This window comes from Peribacillus sp. NPDC101481, assembly GCF_044767165.1.
In the GTDB taxonomy this organism is placed as follows: domain Bacteria; phylum Bacillota; class Bacilli; order Bacillales; family DSM-1321; genus Peribacillus.
This window is the reverse complement of record NZ_JBIWNJ010000002.1, coordinates 1,462,347-1,487,056: the sequence shown is the minus strand read 5'-3', so window position 1 is coordinate 1,487,056 and position 24,710 is coordinate 1,462,347. Positions and strand designations below refer to the sequence as shown.

Here is a 24,710-nt window from a genome sequence, read left to right as displayed (position 1 = left end):
CTTAGTCGGATTCTTTTTCTGTGCTGTTGTATTTTTGATTGGCTCCAATGGAATCTGCCTCCTGATTGTTTATTTTCTTCAAGAAAAGGACTTGACTGTTATTTCAGATAATTTCAAAGATTCCTTAACATGCCGAGCAAAGGATAAAGCATGTGCCCCGTCCCCGTGAATACAAATGGTATCTGCTTTTAAAGCCACATCCGAGCCTTGCTGAGACAGGACCTTACCTTCCTTCACCATGCGAATGACCTGGGCAACGGCATCATCATCGTTTTCGATCAATGCGTCCTTTTCCAATCGGGAAGTCAATGAACCATCATGTTGGTAGGTACGGTCGGCAAATACTTCACTCCCTGTTTGCAATCCGATAGCCTGTCCGGCACGTATCAATTCACTGCCCGACAAACCAAATAAGATAAGCTCAGGATTCACTTTATATACCGCTTCGGCAATTGCCACGGATAACTCTTTGTTCTTTGCGGCCATATTGTATAAAGCCCCATGCGGTTTCACATGCTGCATACTACCGCCTTCGGATTGCAGAAAGCCATTCAATGCACCAATTTGATAGACGACAATATCATAAGCCTCCTGTGGTGAAATATTCATATTGCGTCTGCCAAATCCTATTAAATCCTGTAAACCTGGGTGGGCTCCGATCTTGACACCTTTCCCTAAAGCAAGCTGGACCGTTTTTCTCATGACTGTCGGATCACCAGCGTGGAATCCACAAGCTATATTGACAGATGTTACATAGTCCAAAATCTCTTGATCATTACCTATCCGGTAGGCGCCAAAACTTTCTCCTAAATCACAATTCAAATCAACCGTGTTCATACTACCCTCTCCTTTACTCACGGAAATTTCAGTAAATAAAAATTATGTAGTTACTCTTTCAATCACTTAAATGCATTAGTTCCGAAATTCGGAATTTGAGTTTCATATTTCGGAATATTCTTATTCTAGCATATTTTAATTATTTCGACAATAGTTTGTTAGATAACCTAACATTTGGATATAAAAAGCCGTTGTTTCCTTTGAAAGGAAGCAACGGCCATGATTACAGCACTAAATTTAGGAGTATATTATGACAATGAATTTTTAAATCGATTAATAGAAAACAATGAAATATCTTCCTTGCTCGTACCGGAGATAATCAAGTCGCTCAAAATTTCCCCCATGACACTGCTGAATTTAAAACCATGTCCTGAGAAACCTGCTGCTATGGCAATGTTTGGATAATAAGGATGTTTATCCACTATAAAATGCTCATCAGGGGTCATGGTGTAGATGCAAGTTTTCCCATATTTCAATTTTTGATCAGCAGGCATATATTTCCGCAAAAACTTCACCAAATCTCCCTCATCTTCATTCAATTCACCAAAACCTTCAATAAAGCCATCAGGATTTATACGGGTTCCCCCATCATGTCTCCCTACTTTCATTCCAGAACCATTTATACTGGGAAAGCCATAGTATGTACCAACTGAAGTATCAAAAGAAAAAGCCGGAAACTCATTATGATTATATAATCTTTCATTTGCATGAAACCATGCAAATGTTTTTCTGATTGGTTCCAGCGGCAGATTCAAATCTAACATCGCCAAGATTTTCGGTGCCCAAGCCCCAACTGCAACCACTAAAGATTCTGAGTGGAATGTCTGTTCATCCGTTTTAATCGTGACCCCATCCCCATGAACAACTATCTTCTTAACTTCACTGTTTACCCTGATGTCGGCACCATGATATTTCGCAAGTTGTTGATAAGCTCTTAAGCACTCTTCACTTTTCAATACGCCCGAAGTCGCTTCATAGCATCCAATGTAGTCTTCCGGCAGTGTTATTCCAGGCCATCTATCATGAATTTCATGGTAATCCAAGATTTTCATAGGTAACCCATATTCGTTTGAACCCGCTATCACTTGCTTAATGAAAGTGGAATTTTCGCTACCAGCATTCAGGACCCCCGTTGGAAGAAATAATTGTTTCCCCGAATTTCTTTCCAACTCACCCCATAGCTCTTGGGATTTAAGTGCCAAAGAAATATACTCCCTGCCTTCACCATAAGCATGTCTAATAATTCTTGTTTCCCCGTGATGGCTGCCCTTATTATGAGGAGGAGCAAAGGAATCCAATACTAATACTTTTTGTCCATTTTTTGATAGATAATAACCTGAAGACATTCCCATAGATCCAGCTCCAATTACAATTACATCATAATGCATCTTTCATCCCTCCTTCTTTAAATATGATCCTTCATTTTAAAAAAGGGAAGCCATTTTACCTTATTTAATAAAGTAAAACAGCTTCCACATAGTTTTAGAACTCTATTTCCCCGATTGCCGTTTCAACGAACTTCACTATTTCCCCTTCATGAATTTGCCTATATATCGCTTCAATGTCAGGATGGAAAAAGCGGTCTTCTTCAACCATCGGGACTTCGCTCCGAACTAAATGATATACCCCCTCCGTGACCGATGACGGTTTCAAGGGCAGATGAAAATCCATTGCTTGGGTTGCCGTCATCAGTTCGATAGCTAAAATATATTCAAGTTTCTTCGAAATCCGATAGGCTTTCTTCGCAGCGAAATAGGCAAAACTTATCACGTCTTCTTGATTTGCGCAGGTAGGGATATTATCTATTGTGGCTGGATGCGAGAGCACCCTGATTTCATTCAATAGCCCGGCGGCTGTATATTGCGGAATCATGTAGCCACTATTTAAACCTGGATTAACCACTAAGAAATTAGGTAATTCACTAAGGTGATGGTTTACAAGCCGATCTATTCTGCGTTCTGTTATTTTTGCTAGGTTTGCTAACGCGATGGAAATCGCATCCGTATAAATCCCAACAAATGAACCATCAAAATTCCCCGCCATCAGGGCAATTCCATCTTCCTCTTCCGGAAAAATCAGAGGATTGTCACTTACAGAGTTCATTTCATTCTCGATCGAAACAGCAGCGTCCTTCAAAACTTTTTTTATGGCTCCATGGACTTGTGGAATGCATCGTAAGCTAAGTGCATCTTGTAATCTATGTTCCTTGTAAGTTTCAATGATTTGGCTGCCTTCAAGAATCCTTGTAACATTCCTGGCTGTCTTAGCCTGTTCCTCATGTTTTTTCAATGCGTGGGGACGGGGATCAAATGCTTTTATTGTACCTTTTAGCACTTCTAAAGACATTGCTCCCGTAATGTCGGCGGTTTTCGCGGCTTGCATGCTATTGTATAAAGCCAGGACAGCAATCGCAGTAACGGAAGTAGTCCCGCTTGTAAGTGCCAATCCTTCTTTAGCACCCAATGTAACAGGTGCTAATCCAGCTTTCTCTAAAGCTTCCATGCCAGGTATGAGCTCACCTTTATACCATGCCTTCCCCTCACCAATCACCACTAAGGCCATGTGGGCTTCAGGTGAAAGATACCCCACTGACCCATCACCTGGAACATAGGGAAGTATATCGTGATTTAACATTGAAGCGATAAGGTTTAAAACTTGTAAACGGACCCCTGAATAACCTTGGCCTAAATTCACGAGGATCATCAATTGAATGGCTCTTACGACTTCTTTTTCAAGAGTTTCCCCAACAGATACGGCATGTGAACGAACAATATTCCGTTGAAGGGTTTCGGCGTCAAGTGGAGAAATAACCTCCGTCATATTACTGCCAAAACCTGTCGTTACACCGTAAATCAATCTATTATCATCTAAAAACTTGTCTATTAAGCTTCGTGATTTATCCACCCTTTCACGATATGCCTCAGTGAAAGTAACTTTTGCACCATATCTTGCAACCGCAATTACCTCTTGGATGGAGATGGCATCATCTCCTAGTACAACCTCTTTAATATCCATAGGATGTAAACAATCGGTAGTTGTCATCTTATACATCACCTCTCATATGACTCATCAAGAAGGAGAAAAAAGTTTTGTCCTTCTCATCATTTATTTGCTGGAAGCTAATCTTATGTTATTTTTTCATTTTCTGTAAAGGGAATTGCGGTTCCCTTCGGAGAACTCTCCGCTTCAAGCAAAGGGTCACTTGCTTCATGTAATGAGAGATTTTTCGTTTCAGGTGCCCAGGCGATCGATACAATCAAGCCGACCAGTAGGATGGCTGCCATTCCTGCCATTGAGGCACTTAATCCAAAAGAACTTAAAGAAACAGGCAGCAGAAATGTTCCAATTGCAGAACCAATCCGACTAATTGCCGTAACCATACCTATTCCCGAGCCACGGATCTCAGTTGGAAAAAGCTCTGCCGGGTATACTAATGTAAGGTTCGATGCCGCTGACATGAAAAAAGTAAAGATCAAGAAGGCTAACAACATTAAGAATTGAGAACCATTGTGCAAGAAGCTGAGTGAAAACAATGATACGGAAAGGATCGTGAAAGCCCCGATGGTAAATCCTCTGCGAGAAAATTTTGCAAGCAGCCAAAGACCAACAATTGCCCCAACAAGCAAGAATAGATTTAACATTGTATCCGCAAAAAAGTTCTGTTCAAAACCCATTGTACTAAGTATGGAAGGCAGGAAAGTGTAAATTGCAAAGTACGGAATAACAAGAGTCAATTTGAATATTCCACCAAAAGCCAAACGCTTACGAAGCCTTTTACTGAAAAGTCCACGAAACCCCAGAGTCTTTTGATTTTCTATACCAGTCGTCGTTTCTCCCATTTCAACGTTCGATCCAAGGTGTTTTTTTACAATCTGGCGAGCTTCTTCGACACGCCCCATGCTTACAAGCCATCTTGGTGATTCAGGCGTTCCTATTCTTAAGATTAAAACCACAATAGCCGGAATGGCAGCGCTGACAAGCATCCAACGCCATGAGTCTGAACCAACCTGTCCCAGGTAATGACCAACAAAGTTTGATGCTACATATCCTAGCGTCCATACTACGTTTATAGACGCTAGGAGCGAGGAGCGATACTTTTTTGGTGAAAACTCGGCAAGCAAAGTCGTACCGACAGCGTAATCTCCTCCAAGTCCGAATCCAATCAGCAACCGTAAAATAAAAAGCTGTTCTGGGCTGCTAACAAAAAATTGTAAAATAGTAGCTACCGTGATAAGTAAAAAGTTTACGAGAAAGATTTTCTGTCTGCCAACACGGTCAGAAAGTCTTCCAAGTATTAAAGATCCCGCAAACAGACCGATTAAAGCAGAGCTGCCGATCAGCCCTGTCCACAGTGAATTCATATTCATTTGAGGCCCGAATACTGTCAGGGCCATCGCAATGATCCCTAAAGAATAGCCATCACAAAAGCTGGAACCGAATGTAAGTCCTGCAATTCGAAAATGAAACCTATTAAATGGGGCATCGTCAATAGTGAATTTTTGTTCGTTCAAAGAATCCCCTCCAATTTTTGGTTTATAAGATATATAGAATCAAAAAAAACACTCTTCCTGTAAAACTCCAGTAGTGACCCTGTCTTTGAATGGATCGATTAATCTTAATACTATAAAAAAATTCAGCGAAGAATATTATGAAATAATACTCTTTTTATAAACTATATCAAATAAATTCTACCTTTTAATTTCTATTTAATATATGAAAATATAGTTTAAGATTCGATCAATTGTTTATCATTGAAATAAATGACTTCACTAAGTATTTTACAGCCTTCCATTACCTTGAATTTTTCCCTAGCTTCCTTTTCTTTGGTAAACTCAAACATTTTTATGCCATTTTTCGAATGGATAGTGATTATCCACATAAAATTCCCTCCACATGGAAGATTCATTTCCACGAATTCCTTAAAACACTTTCATTTAATTTCACTGTAAAGTGGTAAAGTGTTTAATGCTGGAATTGGGTAGGATGATAGATCATCATCCTACTATTCAGCACCATTACATTTGTTGAATACTTCTAAAAGCCCATTCCATCCCCTGAATTTTTCAGTGGATGGAATGGGAAGACATATATTGAGAATAGTGATTTTTAAAGGCCCGTCAGGCTTTTGGAATCAGTCTTCACTTTATCATTCACTACTTGCACACCATTTTTCCATACAGACTTAACGTGATTGACACCAAATAGATATTGCAACTCCTGATAGTTTTCAACATTCCATAAAACGACATCCGCTTGTTTTCCGACTTCAAGGGATCCGACCCTTTCTTGTCTGTTGATTGCACAAGCAGCATTGTATGTCGCCGCCGTCAGAGCTTCTGCAGGGGTAAGCCGCATCGAAATGCATGCCAGATTCATGACAAGCGGCATGGATGTCGTCGGTGAAGATCCGGGATTGCAATCGGTTGAAATGGCAACAGCCACACCTTCATCAACCATTCGTCGTCCAGGGGCCGCTTCTTCTCGTAAATACAAGGCAGTGGCTGGAAGCAAGCAGGCAATGGTGCCTGACTTCGCCATGGCAGTTATCCCCTCATCGGAAGCTTTTAACAAATGCTCAGCTGAAATGGCTCCGATCTTCGCAGCTAATTCAGCTCCACCGTAAGGCTCAATTTCATCAGCATGAATTTTAGGGATCAAGCCGTACTTTTTCCCCGCCTTTAAAATCCGCTCTGATTGTTCAGGGGTAAAAACCCCCTTTTCACAAAAGACATCATTGAATTCTGCAAGCTTTTCTTCAGAGACGATTGGAAGCATATCATTAATCAGATGATCGACAAATTCATCCTCGCGGCCTTTATAATCCTTTGGAACCGCATGGGCTCCCATAAAAGTAGGGACTAGATCAATCGGATGCTCTTCCTGTAGCTTCTTCATCACCCGCAACTGCTTTAATTCGGTTTCCAAATTCATTCCATAGCCGCTTTTACCTTCTACTGTAGTCACGCCATGAGCGAGAAACGAATCAAGTCGTCGCATGGTTTGCTCCATCAATTCTTCTTCACTTGCTTCTCTTGTCATTCGGGTGGTAGCATGAATGCCCCCACCTGCGTTCATAATGTCCATATATGTTGCGCCTTCAAGACGCATTTCAAATTCACGTTCCCGACTCCCGCCATATACAACATGCGTATGTGGATCAACTAACCCAGGTGTCACCAAATGTCCAGTTGCATCAAAGACTTCAGCTTTATGCATTCTATCTGCATAGAGTTCTTCCAATTCTTTGGTCGTACCAATCGCTTGGATCAAACCAGATTCCATCCATATACTTCCATCTTCAATCAACCCAAGCTCTGACATTGCCTCTTTGGAACGAGGACCTTTCTTATCAGAGGTAAGCGTTGCAAGTTGAGCGGCATGTTTTATCCAAATTGGTTTTGTCATTGTTTATCAATTCCTTTATCAAGCATCGGGATATTAATACCTCTTTCACGGGCTGTTTCCTCTGCCAGTTCATACCCTGCGTCAACATGACGCACTACACCCATCCCAGGGTCCGTTGTCAAAACTCTCTCAATCCTGGCCGCTGCTTCTTTTGTTCCGTCTGCCACAATTACAACGCCTGCATGCATGGAGTAACCCATTCCTACGCCACCGCCATGATGTACGGAAACCCAGGTTGCACCGCCCACTGCATTCACCATTGCATTTAAGATCGGCCAGTCGGCCACTACATCGGAACCATCCTTCATGGCTTCCGTTTCACGATTCGGCGAAGCGACAGAGCCAGAATCCAAATGGTCACGGCCAATAACGATCGGGGCCTTCAATTCACCGCTTGCAACCATATCATTGAGAATTTTACCAAAACGGGCGCGCTCCCCATAACCAAGCCAGCAGATGCGGGAAGGCAGACCTTGGAACTGAATTTTTTCCTGAGCCATTCTAATCCAGTTACATAAATGTTCATTATCAGCGAATTCACGTAAAATGGCTTGATCTGTTTTATAAATATCTTCTGGATCACCAGATAAAGCCACCCAGCGGAAAGGACCTTTACCTTCACAGAATTGTGGACGGATATAAGCTGGAACGAAGCCCGGGAAGTCAAAAGCATTCTCTACCCCTTCATCTTTCGCAACTTGACGGATATTGTTGCCATAATCAAACGTCACAGCTCCTTTTTCCATCATTTCAAGCATCGCTCTTACATGTTTGGCCATTGAAGCTTTAGAGAGTTTAATATACTCTTCTGGATTTGCATTCCGTAATTCTGCAGCCTCCACCATTGACAGGCCTGAAGGAGTATATCCATTTAGCGGATCATGGGCCGAAGTCTGATCCGTCAAGACATCAGGAATGAAGTTCCTTGCGATCATTTCCGGAAGAATATCTGAAGCATTCCCAATCAAACCAATCGATAATGCTTTACCTGCAAGTTTAGCTTCATTGGCTAAACGAATGGCTTCATCCAATGAATCCGTTTTCACATCGGTATAACGAGTCTCGATCCTCCTGTCAATTCTTGTCTCATCTACATCGATCCCGATACAGACACCACCGTTCATCGTAACTGCTAGCGGCTGTGCCCCTCCCATTCCGCCTAAACCTGCCGTTAAAGTTATGGTGCCTTTTAACGAGTTATTGAAATGTTGTTTTGCAAGCTCAGCAAAGGTCTCGTATGTACCTTGTACGATCCCTTGAGATCCGATATATATCCAGCTGCCTGCTGTCATTTGCCCATACATCATCAATCCCTTTTTATCAAGTTCATGGAATGTTTCCCAGTTCGCGTATGCAGGGACGATATTTGAATTTGCAAGCAGGACACGTGGTGCATCAGAATGCGTTTTAAAAATTGCCACCGGTTTCCCTGATTGGACAAGTAAAGTTTCATCTTCTTCAAGCTCTTTTAGTGATTTGACGATTGCATCAAAGCATTCCCAGTTACGAGCTGCTTTCCCAATCCCTCCGTATACCACCAAATCTTCTGGACGTTCAGCAACTTCAGGATCCAAATTATTCATCAGCATTCTAAGCACTGCTTCTTGTTGCCATCCTTTAGTATGCAATTCTGTTCCTGTATAACGGATAACCTTGTTTGTAATCGTGTTCATTTTCATTTCCCCCTTGTTTTTGTTATATATTCATTCTATAAGAAAAATTCAGAATAATTTATTATAGTTTGATGATTATTTTATAATTTATTTTAAAGATTTGTCGTTAACTTTATTTTTTTATGAATAATTTCAATAATTACATTGTTATGAAATAAATAAAAAAGGACGATTCATTTATTGAATCGTCCTTTTTTATAATCCAGACCGATATGCTGATGGTGTACAAGATTCAAGCAATTTGAATTTGGCATTAAAATAAGTTTGATGTGAATAGCCAGCCAATTGTGAGATTTCCTCCAATGATATATCCGTTTCCTTTAATAAACGTTTAGCTTCCCTAATTCGAACTTGATGGAGCGTAGTTCGAAAAGACTCGCCTGATTCAGCCGCAAAACGTCGGCTGAGTGTGCTTTTATTGATACGCAGAGTCTCTGCACAACTCGCTAGATTCCACTGGGCGTCCCAATAGTTGGACTCGATCAGCTCTCTTGCCTTTTCACTAATTGTGCGTGCCCCTTCCTGTAACTGTCCATGATCCTGCATAAGCATATGCGTAGTGAACGCATGCAGCTCTTTTACTATTTGATGAATGACGGGTTTATGTACAATTTGCTGAAATACATCATAGTAAATTGCTTCTAGGGAAGCATTTTGCAAGTTGTATGATTTCATATGCCTACGAATCTGCGCGAGTACGCTTGTAAGGCGGATACGAACGATTTCCGGGTCGGGGTATGGTCGTTCAAAGGTAAGGAATTCACGTTCAATCCAGTTCCTGATGGCTTTTGCATCCCGTCGTTCGAGCATTTCTATCCAAAGTCTTTGTTCAAGAGGCGTGAGGAATGGATCCATCTCTTGAGGTGAAGTTTGTTGACTTTCGGCTAAAATGATATCATATCCATCAAAAAAGATTTGTCTCGTAAACTCACGTGTTTGCTGATACATCCTTTTTAAAGACTCATCTGAAGATGCCGCTTTTATAATGATAGCAAGGGGCTCATCCATTCTTTCTTTCCAGTGGGCAAGAAAAGCTTGATACTCTTCCTTATAAACTTCAACTTCCTTTGTTTCCTGGACACATAAAATAAAATCCGATAAAGCGAAGATTTGATTTTTCCCAGTAAAAGAATATCGTTGCAATTCATCATAAACTAATGGCAGGGTCTTGTTATCAGGTGTCAAAAAAGCGACCATGGTTATTCGACTTTCATGCCTCCGGTCCGTCAAGAAGAAATCAGGATACCCAATATCCAGAGCATTCTCATCATCCATGGTGTTTGACGAGAGAAGATTTGGACCATTTCTCAATTGAAAACGCAATTGTTGGATATGTTTTACCAAATCCGCCGAAGAAAAAGGACGGAATAATACATCTTCAGCACGGAAACGTAAGGCTCGATAAGCCGTTTGAAAAATTCGCTCAGATGAAATCCCTAACCATCGAATTCCCCTTCGCTTTAATGAAACACCCATCGCCTCACTTTCATCCGTCCAAATATCCATATCCAAAATAACGAATTCCGGTTGCTGATTGCGGATGCCCTTTTCAAATTCTTCAATCGTTTTCCATAAGATCAGTCTAACTCCCGTTAGGTGGGACTCGACTATCCATCGAATTCCTTGAGCCTCAATCTCATCTTTTGCCACCAAATGAATTTCCACATCATCACCTCATTTCTGCTGATATTCGTGTAATGAAAATAAATATAAAGCACAACTTGAAGAGAAAAGGAATGCCTGGTCTTTTCGAATGCACTTGTATCCCATCTCCATTCTAATCCCGCCGAAAACTACAAACAAGTCCTATTGGACAGAACCTGCGATTAAGATTAAATCTTTGATATGCTCAACCGTTATTTTTATCTACTCGGGAAGTAGCCATATGAAAAATATAAAAAGAAACATCAAAGGAACTTTTAAGATTTCCAATGATGTTTCTTTTTTAGTCACTTTTAATCTTCAATACATATAGAACCTTTATTATCGATTAATATTGACTTCAACTTCTTTTACGATGTTTTCCGCTGAAGCATCTGTCAATTTTAATGAAAATAGGGTGATGACTCCTATTACAAGTAATCCAGATAAAATAAACATACCTTGAGTAAATGCAACAGTTCCGAGAATCATCGGTCCTACAAAACCGCCTAAAGCCGCAAATGAATTGACGATGGCTATTCCAACTGGTGCAGTGGACTCAGAGAAGAAAAATGTCATATAGGCGAAGAAACATCCACTGAACCCGTATAAACCGAATGATGTAATCGTTAACATAAGCACCATCATAAAAACACTATCTGAAAAGCCGCACCCGATAAAACCGACAACTGCTATCATGAGGCAAACGAGCAAGTGTGATTTATGTTCATTGGTCCGATCTGAATTCCAGCCCACAAACATAATGGCAGGTATGCCTACTAACGATGGAATCATCGCTAACCAGCCTATTTCTAAATTGGTTGTTGCATTTTCCGATAAAGATTTAATGATGGTGGGCATCCAGAATGACAATCCATAGATGGATGTGTACCCCGCGAAATAAAATAGGGCCAGCTTCCAAATTTTCGCATCTTTCAGCATAGCAAGCTTTGTGACCTTATTTACTTTCGAGCTAACTTTTCTTTCCGCACTCAATTCCCCTTCTAACCAATCACTTTCTTCCTTAGATAACCATTTAGCGTTAGTCGGTCTATTAGTTAAATAGAAAACAACAACAACACCGATAATAATGGCCGGAATGCCTTCAAGGATGAACATCCACCTCCAGCCGGCCATACCGAACCAGGAAATATTGTCAAGTATCCACGTCGACACAGGCGCACCTATCAATCCGCCAATCGGTAAGGCTAAAAGCAGGGCTGCTGTTGCCCGTCCTCTCTCGCGGGCCCTGAACCAATAAGTTAAATACAAAATTATACCCGGAAAAAAACCAGCTTCGGCAACACCTAATAAAAAACGGAGAATATATAAATGCATCGTTGTTTGCGCAAAACCTGTTAATATTACCACGAGTCCCCACGATATCATGATGCGGGCAATCCATATCCGAGCTCCCACTTTATGCATGATCATGTTGCTAGGAACTTCAAAGAAGAAATAGCCTATAAAAAAAATGCCGGAAAGCAATCCAAAAACTTCAGCGGATAAAGCTAATTCTGCGTTCATTTGTAAAGCAGCATAGCCTAAATTGACCCTGTCCAAGTAAGCAATGATATAAAGGAGCAAGATAAATGGAAGAATGCGTTTCATCGTTTTACTGATCGTTCTTTTCTCTATCTCACCACTGGAATGATTCATGATAATTCCCTCCCTTTTCTTGCTACTATTTCCCAAAAAATAATCCGTTTAACGCACATCACTTTCCTGCATCCCAATACTATGTTACATTCCTAGGCTTTAAGTTTATTCTGATACCCCCTCCATTTACATATACTGCATCCAAATTTTATAAATATAATCCATATGCTCATGGCTAAGGAGTACTTAGTCTTTCTACATGATAGTAACCAATAGTATAGGAATCTTCAGAAAATCCAACCAACCTTTTCACCTGATTCTTCCACTTGTAAAACCTCCTAATTTAAACTGAACTAACCTCCTCCATACTTGATCCCAAAACTTTGTAAGCGCTTTCCAAAAAATGCAAAATGTGATTAAGAAAGCGTTGTGATTATTGATGATCTACGTTAGATTAAATAGACCACCAATCAATTAACTAGACTGTAGTCTGATATTAAACTATTCAGGAATATTCTGTCAATTATCATTTGGAGGTTTTTTATGATTGAGCCTAGAAAGAAACAGCTTAGGGGAGAAAAGACTCGTGAAAAAATATTAAAAATATCTTTAAAGCTATTTAGCGAAAAAGGTTATGATAAAGTCACCGTTGACGAAATCGTGAAAAAAAGCGGCACATCAAAAGGGTCATTTTACCAACACTTTTCAGCGAAATCGGATATTTTTTTAGTGAGATTCATAGAAGTTGATGATTACTATCGTGAAGTCTTCCGTTCGTTCCCAGTCGATATGGACGCTACCGAGAAATTATTTATTTTCATACGCAAATTGATGCGTTTTCTGGAAGAAGAAATGGGCAAAGATTTAATGAAAGTGATTTACAGTTCCGCTTTAGATTCGAAAGAACATACTTACTTTTCAAATTCAAATCGCTCACTCTTCCTAATTATTCGTTCATTAATTGAAGAGGCGAAAGAACAAAACGACATTGGCACTGACCAATCAGTTAACGAAGTTTCACAACTAATCACCCAAAGCCTAATGGGAATCATCTATCATTGGGGATTAAACAACTCAGAACAAAGCTTGGAATCACTATCCATACCGCTAACCAAAACAATCATTAACGGGCTGAAAACTAAGATCTAATACCTTAAATCAAAAGATTCATCTTCAAAAAATCTGACATTAATTCAATATTAACCCCAATCTCACTGAATGGTCAGGGTAACTCCATTAATCTATAAAGTTCATACTTTTTCATTATTTTCAATTGAGTGTCAGACATATTAAACAAGGAGTCGAAAGCCAGATATCATGAAACGATTTTTATTTATCATCCTATATGCACTATTATTTGGATTATCGCTGCAGGCTTTTAATTTCAGGCTTGACCACCCTATTGCCAAAGATATCAGCCGGCTGATGCCGGTTAAAATGAAAACGATTAAGGCGGAAGATAGTGAAGAAGAAATCAAAAAGGTCGTTATGGATGCCGAAAAAAACGATGATCCCATTTCCATTGCCGGAATGCAGCATAGCCAAGGAGGGCAGACATTATATCCAAATGGGATCCTGCTCGATATGAAGCACTATGATAAAATACTTGATTTGGATGTAAAAGAAAAACGCATCACGGTCCAAAGCGGGGCAACCTGGGCTGCTCTCCAGGAATATATCAACCCATATGGACTTGCACTGAAGGTCAGTCAATCTCAAAATATTTTTACCATCGGCGGGTCTTTGAGCGTTAATGTCCATGGCCGCGATATCCGTCATCATGCCTTGATAGAAACCGTGGATTCTTTTAGATTGCTTAACGCAAAAGGACAAATCCTAACAGTGAGCCGCGAAGAAAATTCGGAGCTCTTCCATTCGGTTATTGGCGGGTATGGTTTGTTTGGCGTAATACTCGATGTAACACTCCACCTTACCGATGACGAACTTTATAACATTAAAACTAAATCACTTCATTATGATGAATATACGTCGTACTTTAAAAGTGAAGTTCTCAATAACGATGATGTTAAAATGCATCTCGCGAGAATATCTGTTGCTCCTGGCTCCTATTTGGATGAAATGTATGTAACGGACTATTATAAGGCAAATGACCAAACACAGCTATCTGACTACAATACTCTCAAACGGGAAACGATCATTGCCGTGCCTAAATTCTTTCTTGGCCTATCACGATTTAATGACTGGGGTAAAAAAAGGTTTTGGGAAACTCAAAAAGCCTACACGGCCAATATTGCTGGCAACTTGGTTTCGAGGAATAATGTGATGCGGTCGGACTCAGCCTTTATGGATTACAGCAACCCCACCAAAACTGAAGTGCTGCAAGAATACTTCGTTCCGATTGATCAATTTGCAGATTATATCGATGATTTAAGAAATACCTTATCTGATGAGAAAGATTTTAATTTATTAAATATTACAATTCGTTATGTTGAACATAATGATGAATCACTCATGTCCTATGCCAAGGATGATATGTTCGCTCTTGTGATGCTCATCAATCAAGGGACAGATAACGATAGTAAGGAAAATACGGGAAGGGTCATCCGTAATATGATTAATGTGACGCTTGACCATAACGGAAGCTACTATTTGCCCTATTATGGGTATCCAACCAAGACCCAATTATATGAAGCTTATCCGCATACTGAGGAATTCTTTCGATTAAAGAAGAAGTATGATCCTGATAATCGCTTCATGAATCTTTTCTATGAGGAGTATCATCCATGAATTATAAACGGTTTGTTTTTTACCAAGGCACTGTTGGAATGGCTGCCAGCATGATTTTCCCTTTTTATATTTTGCTGATCAAAAATGTAGGTACAAGTTATTCACAATTCGGGTGGGCATATGGAATATTCTCACTGACTGCTGCAGTTAGTTATCCTTTAATCGGAAAATTCACTGACAAAGCCGGTGACAAAGCTTTTCTCCTTATCTATTCATGGGGGATGGCATTAATCCTTCTTGCCTTTCCTCTCGCATATGAAATTTGGCATGTCTACCTCCTGCAAATCATTATGGGGGTACTTGGGGCAGTGCAAAAAAACACTGAAAAAACCGTACTTGCAAGATATGTTACGAAGAAAACAGCGGGTGAGGAAATTGGAAACTACCATGTTTGGACATCCATCGGTGCTGCAGCAGCGGTGATTGCAACCGGATATTTAGTCGACTTTTTAACGATTGGCAGCATCTTTTACATTGCCTCCTTAATGTTTGCCTGGAGTGGATTTATTATAATGAAGATGGAGAAAAATACTTCACTATCTAATGCAGAAAAAATAAAAATATAAGCATTTATTACGCCTATAATTCAGTTAGCCCTTTTAGTGGAAGAAGCATCTGCATGAACCTCAGCAGATGCTTCTTCCACTATATAAATCATTTGCGGATCAAAAAACAAAAAATGATATTACAAAAAACCTGCTCCCCTTTTCTCAATTTGGTTTCGTTAAATATACGAGTTCTAAACTTACTGCGTTTATTAGTACAATTAAAGATAACGGACCAGAGTACATATAATAAAATACTACTTTCTTATCAACTTGGTTATTATTTTTCCGTCTAAAAAAACTAATGACGTCATAACTATTCCCATTCCAATCAACTGATGAATAGACAACGCTTCATGTAAAAAGAAAAAGCCTAAAATCATTCCGATGACAGGCACTATATAATTACTATATGAAGTAAATAATGCGCCTTCTTGCCGAATCAGCCTATTAAATAATGCATAAACAACACCTGCATGGAAAATGCCTAAAATCGCTAAGTAGATAGTTTGAGATCGTGCTAAATCCAATTTGAAAGATTGCTCAAACAAAAGGGACATGGGTATGAGCAATGCACTGGCAATCAGTAATACATTTCTCATATGAATAACGGAAGATCCCTCGTTTAATTTCTCCATGAAAATCAATGATAATCCAAAACTCATGGCAGCCAATATCAATAGGATGTTCCCCTGAATACTGTTAGAAAGGTCTTGGATTCCTTGTGTTGGCCAGGAAAGGAAGACAATACCTGCAAATCCGAATAGAATACTTGTAATCTCCGGCATTGTGCTTTTTCTTTTGAAAAATGCTAGTAAAAAGAGGATGGTAAAGACGGGAACCATTCCAATCAGCACCGCTGCGATACTGCTAGGCACCGATTTCTGGCCTTGTGCAATAAACACGAATGGCAGTACAACCTCGAAAAAAGCAATGATTATATACCATTTATAATAACTCCTGGGTACTCTTCGCTCTTCTTTTGATAAAAAAAAACCAAAGAAGAGTAAACAGATACCGCCGATACATGCTTTGATGGCTGACAATGTAATAACCCCAACATTATCTATGACTAATGCAATAAAGAAGAATTGAGATCCCCATATACCACTAATCAAGAGTAACAACACATATTTATTCATTCACTTTACCTCCCTTTTCAGCAATGGATCGGCAAAAGTCTTACTATTATGCTTTGATTGAATTCCACCAAAATAATTCGTGCCGATTACCCCAGCAAGAATAATCATTGCACCTATTACATGATAATAATGAATCGATTCATGTAAGAAAATCACCCCTGCTATTATCGTAATCAATGTCGCTAAATTACTAAAAACGCTCATTTTAGATGCTGGTAATATAGATAATGAAAAGTTTGATAAAAAAGCAGTAAGCAGTGACGATAATACCCCAAGATATACGATTGAAATGAGGAATGCATTACTTGTGAAGGGTAATAAAAAGCTACTAATAGATTGGTTAATTATATGGTTGATGACGGCCATACTATTAAAAGTCACAAAACCAAAGAACGTCATCACATAAGTTAACGTAAATAGTGAATATTGCTTTGTTACCTTCCTCGCCACCACATTATAGAGAGCGGCAGCAATCGAGGATAATAAGATCAGGATCGTTCCTTTCAAACTGTGATCCGCAAGTTGCAAGTCATTCATGACAAAGATAAAGATAACCCCCATCACAGATAAATAAAGAAAGAATTTCTGACCTTTACCAGCGTATTCTTTCAAAAATAATGAAGCTGATAATAACGTAAAAATTGGTATGGTAGCTTGGATAATACCCGCTTCTGAAGATGAGGTATACAAGAGACCAAACACTTGAAATGTAAAGAATAAAATTGGATAAAGGAACACCAACGGAAGAATTTTCAAAGTATCCTTTGCACTTATTTTCACTGATGTCCTCCTATATAGCTTAAAAATTATGGCGATCAAAAAAGCCATCGTAAATCGATGTGCCAATGTATCTAACGGACTAGCTTCCATTAATGATATTTTTGTAAAGATAAATGAAAATCCAATAATAATGGCATATAGTATCGCCGCAAAATAGGCTTTTTTATTTTCTGGCATATTTAGTAACTCCTCCTTTTAACACCCGGCCGGTTGTTAGTATCGTATTAAAAGTTCCACTACGATACAATACAAATAAGAAGCATCTGTAACGGTACAGTTTTAGGAGGTATTCATGCTAAAATACATAGCCTTGTTTAATGAATTTGAATCTCTCATCCAGAATGGACGGCTCAAAGCGGGCTTTAAACTCCCATCTATTCGTCAATTAAGCGATCAACATCAATGTAGTAAAAGTACAGTCTTGAAAGCACTGCAAGAATTGGAAAAGAGGCATTTAATCTACGCGGTTCCTAAAAGTGGATATTATGTCGTCCAAAAAGAATTTGATGGTAAAAGCGAACCAACAATGGAAATCGACTTTGTTACCTCCGCTCCTGCTTGGCATCAATTTCCGTATCATGACTTTCAACATTGCATCAACAAAGCCATCGATACCTATCAGCAAGAATTGTTTATCTATGGCACTCCTAAAGGACTGCCCTCTTTAATTAAAGTGATACAAAAACAATTAGAGCAGTATCAGGTTTTCGCAAAAGAAGAACAGATTTTCATTACTTCTGGCGTGCAGCAAGCACTTTCCTTATTAACGTTCATCCCCTTTCCAAATGAACGTACCCATATACTTGTTGAACAGCCTAGTTATCATCTATTTGTGGAGCAATTGAAAGCGTACAAGATTCCCGTGCTAGGAATCCAACGAACAGCAGAAGGTATTGATTTAGGGGAATTAGAACGGATTTTTAGTGATCAGGAAATTAAATTCTTTTATACGATGCCTCGTTTTCATAATCCGTTAGGGACATCTTACTCTAGAAAGGAAAGAGAGGAGATACTAAAACTTGCAGTAAAGCATGGTGTCTATATTGTAGAAGATGATTATTTAGCAGATTTCGAAGAAAATATGAAGGTGGACCCCATTTTTTCCAGGGATACTCATCAAATGGTCATTTATTTAAAAAGCTTCTCTAAAATAATGTTTCCAGGATTACGCATAGGTGTTGCCGTATTGCCTAAACCATTAACGGACAGCTTCCAACTATTAAAAAGAACAGCTGATATTGATAGTTCCATGATTTCACAAGCAGCCTTGGAAATCTACATAAAAAGCGGTATGTTTAAACGCCATAGAAACAAAGTGCGTCTTTCCTATTTATTGCGAGCAAACTTGCTATATGATGCTCTGGAAAAGCACTCTGCTTCAGGCTTTTATCGCCCACCATCCATATGTATGAACGCTCATATCGTACTGCCTCAGCGTTTAAATAGTACTCACCTCATCAATAACTTACAGAATCAACAAGTACTGGTAGAGACGATGGGTCAAAATTATTTAGATGGCTTTCACCAGGAAAAAATATTAAAATTAAACGTGTCCAATACAAATATACAAAAACTGGACCAAGGAATAGCTATCATTTTTAAAGAATTGAATAACAAGCAGAACTATTACTTATAAAGCTTTTACATAAGGTATAGTCACTTTCCACACAGGGCAATAAACAAAAAAGAGCCAATTAGAATTGGCTCTTTACAAGGTTGCTCTTATCAGTCCTCTTTATTTATAAAATTTTATACGATCCTCAAGTGGTTTGAATTCTTTATCACCCGGTTGAGCTGTTGGATTTCCAAATGGCATTTGCGCAATCAATTTCCAATTGCTTGGAACACTCCATTCTTTTTTCACTTCATCATCAATTAGGGGATTATAATGCTGTAAAGTTGCTCCCAATCCTTCTGCTTCAAGTGCCGTCCAAACAACTAATTGATGCATGCCTGATGTTTGTTGTGACCAGATTGGGAAGTTATCGGCATACGTTGCAAATTGTTCTTGAAGTGATTTCACAACAGATTCATCTTCAAAGAATAATATTGACCCATATCCCGCTTTAAATGAATCCATTTTTTGTTGAGTGCCAGAGAAATCTCCCTCACCAACCGCTTTCTTTAATGCCTGCGTCGTAATATCCCATAATTTATCATGGGCCGATCCTGTCAAAACAACAAGGCGTGAGGATTGGGAATTAAAAGCCGATGGCGTATGTTTTACCGCAAATTCTACTATTTCTTTAATTTTCTCATCGGATACTCCGACCTCTTTATTGATTCCATAAAATGAACGTCTCTCTTTAATGGCCGTGTAAAAATCTTTTGTCATAAGTCATTCCTCCAGAGCATTTTTTCTATTTCAAATGATTATTCCATTTTTTATTTTCTACCTGTTTTAGTATGGGCATAAACCAACATATCATTCGCTAAAGATTGTCAATTATTCTTTAATGAATTCTTTGGTGCTTCTTACTGTATCAATGGGACGGACCAACTTTTCGATTTGCTCCCTCTTTGATTCTAAGAACGGTGGTAAAGATAATTTTTCCCCAAGCGTTTCATACGGCTCATCCCCCATAAATCCAGGACCATCCGTGGCAAACTCGAATAAAATTTGCGGCGCCACTCTTACGTAAAGCGACTCAAAGAAGTGACGATCAACATAACCGGACGTATGAAATTGGAAGCTTTCCATTCGTTTGATCCATTCTTCCAGAACGGAACGGTCTTCAACACGGAATGCTGTATGGTGAACAGTCCCAAAACCCTGCCGTGCCTGAGGGAGGATCGAATTATGCTCGACGATAACTTGAGCACCATTCCCCCCTTCCCCTACCTCAAATAGGTGAAATGATCCTTCCTTGTCTATTTCTTTGAATAATAGGACTTTTTCCATCATTTCTTTAAAGTAATCGAAATTGGCGATCCGAATGAAAATTGGTCCTAATCCTGTAATAGCGTATTCCAGAGGAATCGGCCCTTTTTGCCAAGGGATTCCAGCTGCAACCCCTTCATTATTTTCATCTGAAATCAATTGATATTGCTGATCATCAAAATCCACAAAAGAAATGATCTTTTTGCCAAACTGTTCTTGGATTCCTGTATTCTTTACCTCTAAACGGTCAAAGCGTTTAACCCAATACTCCAATGCCGCATCAGTCGGTACACGGAAGGATGTTTTGGAAATCTCATTAGTCCCATGCTCTCCTTTAGGAATACCAGGAAAATCGAAGAATGTCATGTCAGTACCCGCACCGCCAACATCGTCGGCAAAAAACAGGTGATAAGTTTGGATATCATCTTGGTTGACTGTTTTCTTGACTAAACGCATGCCTAATATATTTGTGAAAAATTCATAATTCTTTTCTGCACTACTTGTTATGGCCGTTACGTGATGTATACCTTTTAATCCATTCATAAACTATTCCTCCCATTAAAACGAATCAATTTTTGGATGTTCAGCTTTTTCATTAATCCCCTATATTTTTCCTTCAATAAGAGTGGCTATTCATTAAAGGCGTTTGATAAGGTTTTACATGCTTCTTTTTATCTCGAATTAATATATCTTAACTTAAAGATAATTTATCATGAATGCCATTCACTGTCAACAATATTATCTCAAATTAATATATCTTGAAATCAAAATAATTTCAGGCAAAAAAAAACCACTGTCAATTTTCCTTAAGTAAAGACCATTCAGTATTTGTGTTAATGTCTATAGCTATAAATAGCGGCAAAGAAAATCAATCAATTCTTTGGCAAAAATGAAGTAAAAATATTAATGTGTTACCATACGAAAGCCCCCACCATAAAACAAAATCTTTAGGTGAGGGCTATTTCGTTTTGGTTACTTACTTATTTTACGTGATGCAAATCCGCTTGTTTTCCGGATGAAGAGTTTGTGCCATCATTTTCTTTTGACTTCTTAGAGGAAAGATAAACTCCTGCGAAAATAATCAGCAGGCCAATAATCACATTGGGATTAATCGCTTCTCCCAGCAGGACATACCCCCAAACCATAGCGGTTGCAGGAATAAGGTATGTAACAGATGCGGCTAACTCAGGGCTGCCATTTTTATTGATGTAGAAATAGATCAGCTGGCCGACCCCAGAGCCAAAGCACCCAAGACCGACTATGGCGAAAATCGTCAGCGGTTCCATCAACATCACTGGCTTTATCGGCTCTGTTATTAGCATCCCGATCAAACCGATAACGGCACCCGTGAGAAGCGTAAACGTCGTAATGACCAATATGCTGGTACTGGAAAGAAATCTTTTCGTAAAATGACCGGCAAAACCATAACAGATGGACGCTAGCAGCATTGTCCCAATCCCGATGAATTCCTTTCCGAAAAGCTGACCGATTTGAAAATCCATCAATACTAGAATTCCGAAGAAGCCAATTAAAATGCCCATCCATTGTCGGGCGGTTAGAACATATGAAAAAATGATAAATCCGATGATCCCCGTCCAGATCGGAGTGGTTGCATTTAGAATCGATGCCGTGCTGCTGTTAATCTCTGTTTCACTTAAAGGTATTAATCCCCATGCTAATCCGCAATTGAAGATTCCGACGACGACCAGTGCTTTCCACGGTAATTTCCAGTTGATTTCCCTGCGCTTCCACCATAAAATGGGAAGCAGAACAACAGCACCCGCAAAACAGCGGAGAAACACAATGCCCCAAATTCCCGCTGGCGGGAGCATCCACTTCATAAAAACAAATGATAAACCCCATATCAAACTAAGGCCGATTAAAGCCCCGTATAATCGAAGCATGATGTTCCCCCTTGCTACTTTCAATGTTTGCCAATCACTGTATTGCGTTCAACATTTAAAAATTCACAATCTTTATTGCTAATATATTGAATTTTTACGTGACTATCGACATTTCCCCTTTACCCAGAACACTTTACCATATAATACCACGCAATTTATTCAATATATATTTACAATTGAAAATTCCCTGAAAATCACTGAGTTTTATATGCCCTCTCTATCATAATCCAACGGGTTTTTTTTTCACTATAAATGATTTATTTAGCGCAAAAAAAAGCCTGGCAACCTTTTTTATAGTTGCTAGACTTAAGTTTATTTTAAGATCACTCCCAATATAAACAACAATTTAAACGGATGCGCAAGGTTCGTTCCTCCATGCCGATCATTTAATAGGCAGCAAGGTCACGCAGTGCCTTTTCCACTTTTTCTGGATTCACCATGAATGATTTCTCTAATGATGGTGAATATGGCATTGCTGGAACATCCGGACCCGCGAGTCTCATGATTGGGGCATCAAGATCGAAAAGGCAGTTTTCTGCAATGATCGCCGATACTTCACTAATGATGCTCCCTTCCTTATTATCTTCAGTAATCAATAGGACTTTTCCCGTTTTAGATGCAGCTTCCATAATGGCTTCTTGATCTAATGGATAAACGGTTCGTAAATCAAGTATATGAACAGATATGCCATCACTGGCCAGCTTTTCAGCTGCCTGAAGCGCAAAATGAACACAAAGGCCGTAAGTAATCACTGTAACGTCCTCGCCTTCACGTTTTATATCCGCTTTACCAATGGGTAAAACATAATCATCGTTCGGCACTTCTTCTTTAATTAGGCGATAGGCTCGCTTATGTTCAAAGAAGAGGACCGGGTCATCATCACGAATGGCTGCTTTCAATAAACCTTTCACGTCATAGGGTGTAGAGGGCATGACAATTTTAAGTCCCGGTTGATTGGCAAAAATGGCTTCAACGGATTGTGAATGGTATAACGCCCCATGTACGCCCCCACCATATGGAGCTCTGATGACGATGGGGCAATGCCAGTCATTATTGGAGCGATAACGGATTTTTGCAGCTTCTGAAATGATTTGGTTGATTGCAGGCATGATAAAATCAGCGAACTGCATTTCCGCAATCGGCCTCATTCCATACATGGCCGCGCCGATGCCAACTCCTGCGATTGCGGATTCAGCAAGCGGTGTATCAATGACACGCTGTTCACCGAATTGTTCGTATAACCCTGAAGTCGCTTTAAAAACGCCGCCTTTTATCCCTACGTCCTCACCCAATACAAATACACGGGAATCACGTTCCATTTCTTCCCGCATCGCCATTATCACCGCATCTATATAAGATATCACTGCCATTTTCTTTCCTCCTTACCTTTCTGCGTAAACATATTTTGAGAGCGTGTCTTCATTTGCAAATGGAGCATTTTCCGCATAATCCGTCGCTTCGTTCACAACTTTCATTATTTCCTCGTTCATTTGTTTCTCCATGAGATCATCCATTATTCCTGTTGCTTTTAAATAGGCGCCAAAAGTAATGATCGAATCTATTTTTTTTGCCTCCGATACTTCATCAGGCGACCTGTATTGACTATCATCATCATCGCTTGAGTGTGGTGTAAGCCTGTATGAAACCGTTTCGATTAAGCTTGGGCCTTCACCGCGCCTTCCTCTCTCAGCCGCTTCTTTCACCACCCGGTATACTTCGATCGGATCATTTCCATCAACCGTCACCCCTGGCATTCCATAACCAATGGCCCTGTCGGACACTTTTCCGCAAGCCAATTGCTTTTCAATAGGGACGGAAATGGCATACTGATTATTCTCGCACATCAAGATAACCGGAAGTTTATGTACACCTGCAAAATTCGCTCCTTCATGGAAGTCACCTTGGTTTGATGAACCCTCTCCGAATGTAACGAATGAAACAATATCTTTTCCTTCCATTTTGGCAGCGAGCGCAATCCCCACTGCATGTGGCACTTGAGTGGTAACTGGCGAAGATCCCGTCACGATGCGATTCTTTTTTTGCCCAAAATGTCCAGGCATTTGACGCCCGCCTGAATTAGGATCTTCTGCTTTGGCAAAACTGGATAACATTAAATCCCTGGCGGTCATCCCAAACGCGAGCACCACTCCGAGATCCCGATAATAAGGAAGTACATAATCCTTTTCACGATTCAATGCAAATGCAGCCCCCACTTGAGCTGCTTCTTGCCCTTGACAAGAAACGACAAATGGAATTTTTCCAGATCTGTTCAACAGCCACATACGTTCATCAATTCGTCTTGCCAACAACATAACTCTATACATCTCAAGCACCTGCTCATCACTCAGACCTGCCTTTAGATGACGATTTTTATCCATATCTCATCATCCCTCCCAATACCTAATAATTAATACATTTCCCTGTTTTAATGGGGCCCTGTATCACAAATACCAATCTTTCTAATTAGCTGTTTGTTTGTCTCGCAAACTTAAATCCTGTTATGTATCTACGGAAGAAAAATTCTTTTATGTATACATGCGCTTTCCACTTAACAC

At 39.6% G+C, this 24,710-nt stretch carries 20 protein-coding genes; 4 read left to right on the top strand and 16 right to left on the bottom strand.

What is annotated here, in order from left to right; translation table 11 throughout:
• Positions 1-78: 78 nt before the first annotated feature.
• The 9 genes from pxpA to ACIROD_RS17095 all read right to left on the bottom strand — a co-directional run bounded on the left by pxpA (position 79) and on the right by ACIROD_RS17095 (position 12,215).
• Positions 79-837: a 5-oxoprolinase subunit PxpA gene (gene pxpA, locus ACIROD_RS17135; RefSeq protein WP_402942332.1), complete on the bottom strand. Its 759-nt coding sequence runs from the start codon at positions 835-837 to the stop codon at positions 79-81.
• 248 nt (positions 838-1,085) lie between these two features.
• The gene (solA, locus tag ACIROD_RS17130; RefSeq protein WP_402942330.1) at positions 1,086-2,225 is read right to left on the bottom strand and encodes an N-methyl-L-tryptophan oxidase; all 1,140 of its coding nucleotides are present in this window, start codon (positions 2,223-2,225) and stop codon (positions 1,086-1,088) included.
• Between the two features lie 94 nt (positions 2,226-2,319).
• Positions 2,320-3,879 (bottom strand): histidine ammonia-lyase, encoded by a 1,560-nt coding sequence (gene hutH, locus ACIROD_RS17125; RefSeq protein ID WP_232782867.1) that lies wholly within the window; start codon positions 3,877-3,879, stop codon positions 2,320-2,322.
• An 83-nt stretch (positions 3,880-3,962) separates the two neighbouring features.
• Positions 3,963-5,348, bottom strand: a complete 1,386-nt coding sequence (locus tag ACIROD_RS17120) for an MFS transporter (RefSeq protein WP_402942328.1) — start codon at positions 5,346-5,348, stop codon at positions 3,963-3,965.
• A 215-nt stretch (positions 5,349-5,563) separates the two neighbouring features.
• Complete coding sequence (locus tag ACIROD_RS17115; RefSeq protein WP_402942326.1) at positions 5,564-5,716, bottom strand: hypothetical protein; 153 nt, start codon at positions 5,714-5,716, stop codon at positions 5,564-5,566.
• A 227-nt stretch (positions 5,717-5,943) separates the two neighbouring features.
• Positions 5,944-7,242 (bottom strand): imidazolonepropionase, encoded by a 1,299-nt coding sequence (hutI, locus tag ACIROD_RS17110; RefSeq protein WP_402942324.1) that lies wholly within the window; start codon positions 7,240-7,242, stop codon positions 5,944-5,946.
• Positions 7,239-8,915, bottom strand: a complete 1,677-nt coding sequence (gene hutU, locus ACIROD_RS17105; RefSeq protein ID WP_101221822.1) for a urocanate hydratase — start codon at positions 8,913-8,915, stop codon at positions 7,239-7,241. The genes hutI and hutU overlap by 4 nt, the downstream gene beginning before the upstream one ends.
• Positions 8,916-9,110: 195 nt before the next feature.
• Complete coding sequence (locus tag ACIROD_RS17100) at positions 9,111-10,580, bottom strand: helix-turn-helix transcriptional regulator (RefSeq protein WP_230176448.1); 1,470 nt, start codon at positions 10,578-10,580, stop codon at positions 9,111-9,113.
• 318 nt (positions 10,581-10,898) lie between these two features.
• Positions 10,899-12,215, bottom strand: coding sequence for an MFS transporter (locus ACIROD_RS17095; RefSeq protein ID WP_402942322.1), 1,317 nt, complete (start codon positions 12,213-12,215; stop codon positions 10,899-10,901).
• 483 nt (positions 12,216-12,698) lie between these two features.
• Here ACIROD_RS17095 and ACIROD_RS17090 point away from each other — a divergent pair, with 483 nt between their 5' ends.
• The 3 genes from ACIROD_RS17090 to ACIROD_RS17080 all read left to right on the top strand — a co-directional run bounded on the left by ACIROD_RS17090 (position 12,699) and on the right by ACIROD_RS17080 (position 15,469).
• Positions 12,699-13,304: a TetR/AcrR family transcriptional regulator gene (locus ACIROD_RS17090; RefSeq protein ID WP_402942320.1), complete on the top strand. Its 606-nt coding sequence runs from the start codon at positions 12,699-12,701 to the stop codon at positions 13,302-13,304.
• Positions 13,305-13,472: 168 nt separating this feature from the next.
• Complete coding sequence (locus tag ACIROD_RS17085) at positions 13,473-14,903, top strand: FAD-binding protein (protein ID WP_402942318.1); 1,431 nt, start codon at positions 13,473-13,475, stop codon at positions 14,901-14,903.
• Positions 14,900-15,469 (top strand): MFS transporter, encoded by a 570-nt coding sequence (locus tag ACIROD_RS17080; RefSeq protein ID WP_101221817.1) that lies wholly within the window; start codon positions 14,900-14,902, stop codon positions 15,467-15,469. The genes ACIROD_RS17085 and ACIROD_RS17080 overlap by 4 nt, the downstream gene beginning before the upstream one ends.
• A gap of 236 nt (positions 15,470-15,705) precedes the next feature.
• Here ACIROD_RS17080 and ACIROD_RS17075 read toward each other — a convergent pair whose 3' ends face one another.
• Positions 15,706-16,590 (bottom strand): DMT family transporter, encoded by an 885-nt coding sequence (locus ACIROD_RS17075; RefSeq protein WP_402942315.1) that lies wholly within the window; start codon positions 16,588-16,590, stop codon positions 15,706-15,708.
• Complete coding sequence (locus tag ACIROD_RS17070; RefSeq protein WP_402942313.1) at positions 16,591-17,547, bottom strand: DMT family transporter; 957 nt, start codon at positions 17,545-17,547, stop codon at positions 16,591-16,593.
• A gap of 115 nt (positions 17,548-17,662) precedes the next feature.
• Between ACIROD_RS17070 and ACIROD_RS17065 the strand changes: the two genes are divergently transcribed.
• Positions 17,663-19,006, top strand: a complete 1,344-nt coding sequence (locus ACIROD_RS17065) for an aminotransferase-like domain-containing protein (protein WP_402942311.1) — start codon at positions 17,663-17,665, stop codon at positions 19,004-19,006.
• Between the two features lie 99 nt (positions 19,007-19,105).
• Here the strand turns inward: ACIROD_RS17065 and ACIROD_RS17060 are convergent, their stop codons facing one another.
• The 5 genes from ACIROD_RS17060 to ACIROD_RS17040 all read right to left on the bottom strand — a co-directional run bounded on the left by ACIROD_RS17060 (position 19,106) and on the right by ACIROD_RS17040 (position 24,533).
• Positions 19,106-19,705, bottom strand: a complete 600-nt coding sequence (locus tag ACIROD_RS17060; RefSeq protein ID WP_230176453.1) for a nitroreductase family protein — start codon at positions 19,703-19,705, stop codon at positions 19,106-19,108.
• A gap of 111 nt (positions 19,706-19,816) precedes the next feature.
• A complete protein-coding gene (locus ACIROD_RS17055) occupies positions 19,817-20,794 on the bottom strand; it encodes a ring-cleaving dioxygenase (RefSeq protein WP_252269646.1) in 978 nt (325 codons plus the stop codon).
• A gap of 437 nt (positions 20,795-21,231) precedes the next feature.
• Entirely contained in the window at positions 21,232-22,155 is a 924-nt protein-coding gene (locus ACIROD_RS17050) for a DMT family transporter (protein ID WP_402942308.1), read from the bottom strand.
• 386 nt (positions 22,156-22,541) lie between these two features.
• A complete protein-coding gene (locus ACIROD_RS17045) occupies positions 22,542-23,525 on the bottom strand; it encodes an alpha-ketoacid dehydrogenase subunit beta (protein WP_402942307.1) in 984 nt (327 codons plus the stop codon).
• A 12-nt stretch (positions 23,526-23,537) separates the two neighbouring features.
• The gene (locus tag ACIROD_RS17040; RefSeq protein ID WP_101221809.1) at positions 23,538-24,533 is read right to left on the bottom strand and encodes a thiamine pyrophosphate-dependent dehydrogenase E1 component subunit alpha; all 996 of its coding nucleotides are present in this window, start codon (positions 24,531-24,533) and stop codon (positions 23,538-23,540) included.
• Positions 24,534-24,710 lie beyond the last annotated feature (177 nt).

Bases quoted from the DNA above. Each gene is read 5' to 3' on its own strand.
- pxpA (WP_402942332.1), bottom strand. From the start codon at position 837: ATGAACACGGTTGATTTGAATTGTGATTTAGGAGAAAGTTTTGGCGCC.
- ACIROD_RS17060 (WP_230176453.1), bottom strand. From the start codon at position 19,705: ATGACAAAAGATTTTTACACGGCCATTAAAGAGAGACGTTCATTTTAT.
- ACIROD_RS17095 (WP_402942322.1), bottom strand. From the start codon at position 12,215: ATGAATCATTCCAGTGGTGAGATAGAGAAAAGAACGATCAGTAAAACG.
- hutI (WP_402942324.1), bottom strand. From the start codon at position 7,242: ATGACAAAACCAATTTGGATAAAACATGCCGCTCAACTTGCAACGCTT.
- ACIROD_RS17050 (WP_402942308.1), bottom strand. From the start codon at position 22,155: ATGCTTCGATTATACGGGGCTTTAATCGGCCTTAGTTTGATATGGGGT.
- ACIROD_RS17045 (WP_402942307.1), bottom strand. From the start codon at position 23,525: ATGGCAGTGATATCTTATATAGATGCGGTGATAATGGCGATGCGGGAA.
- ACIROD_RS17065 (WP_402942311.1), top strand. From the start codon at position 17,663: ATGCTAAAATACATAGCCTTGTTTAATGAATTTGAATCTCTCATCCAG.
- ACIROD_RS17040 (WP_101221809.1), bottom strand. From the start codon at position 24,533: ATGGATAAAAATCGTCATCTAAAGGCAGGTCTGAGTGATGAGCAGGTG.
- ACIROD_RS17070 (WP_402942313.1), bottom strand. From the start codon at position 17,547: ATGCCAGAAAATAAAAAAGCCTATTTTGCGGCGATACTATATGCCATT.
- ACIROD_RS17090 (WP_402942320.1), top strand. From the start codon at position 12,699: ATGATTGAGCCTAGAAAGAAACAGCTTAGGGGAGAAAAGACTCGTGAA.
- hutU (WP_101221822.1), bottom strand. From the start codon at position 8,915: ATGAACACGATTACAAACAAGGTTATCCGTTATACAGGAACAGAATTG.
- hutH (WP_232782867.1), bottom strand. From the start codon at position 3,879: ATGACAACTACCGATTGTTTACATCCTATGGATATTAAAGAGGTTGTA.
- ACIROD_RS17055 (WP_252269646.1), bottom strand. From the start codon at position 20,794: ATGAATGGATTAAAAGGTATACATCACGTAACGGCCATAACAAGTAGT.
- ACIROD_RS17075 (WP_402942315.1), bottom strand. From the start codon at position 16,590: ATGAATAAATATGTGTTGTTACTCTTGATTAGTGGTATATGGGGATCT.
- ACIROD_RS17085 (WP_402942318.1), top strand. From the start codon at position 13,473: ATGAAACGATTTTTATTTATCATCCTATATGCACTATTATTTGGATTA.
- ACIROD_RS17080 (WP_101221817.1), top strand. From the start codon at position 14,900: ATGAATTATAAACGGTTTGTTTTTTACCAAGGCACTGTTGGAATGGCT.
- ACIROD_RS17115 (WP_402942326.1), bottom strand. From the start codon at position 5,716: ATGTGGATAATCACTATCCATTCGAAAAATGGCATAAAAATGTTTGAG.
- solA (WP_402942330.1), bottom strand. From the start codon at position 2,225: ATGCATTATGATGTAATTGTAATTGGAGCTGGATCTATGGGAATGTCT.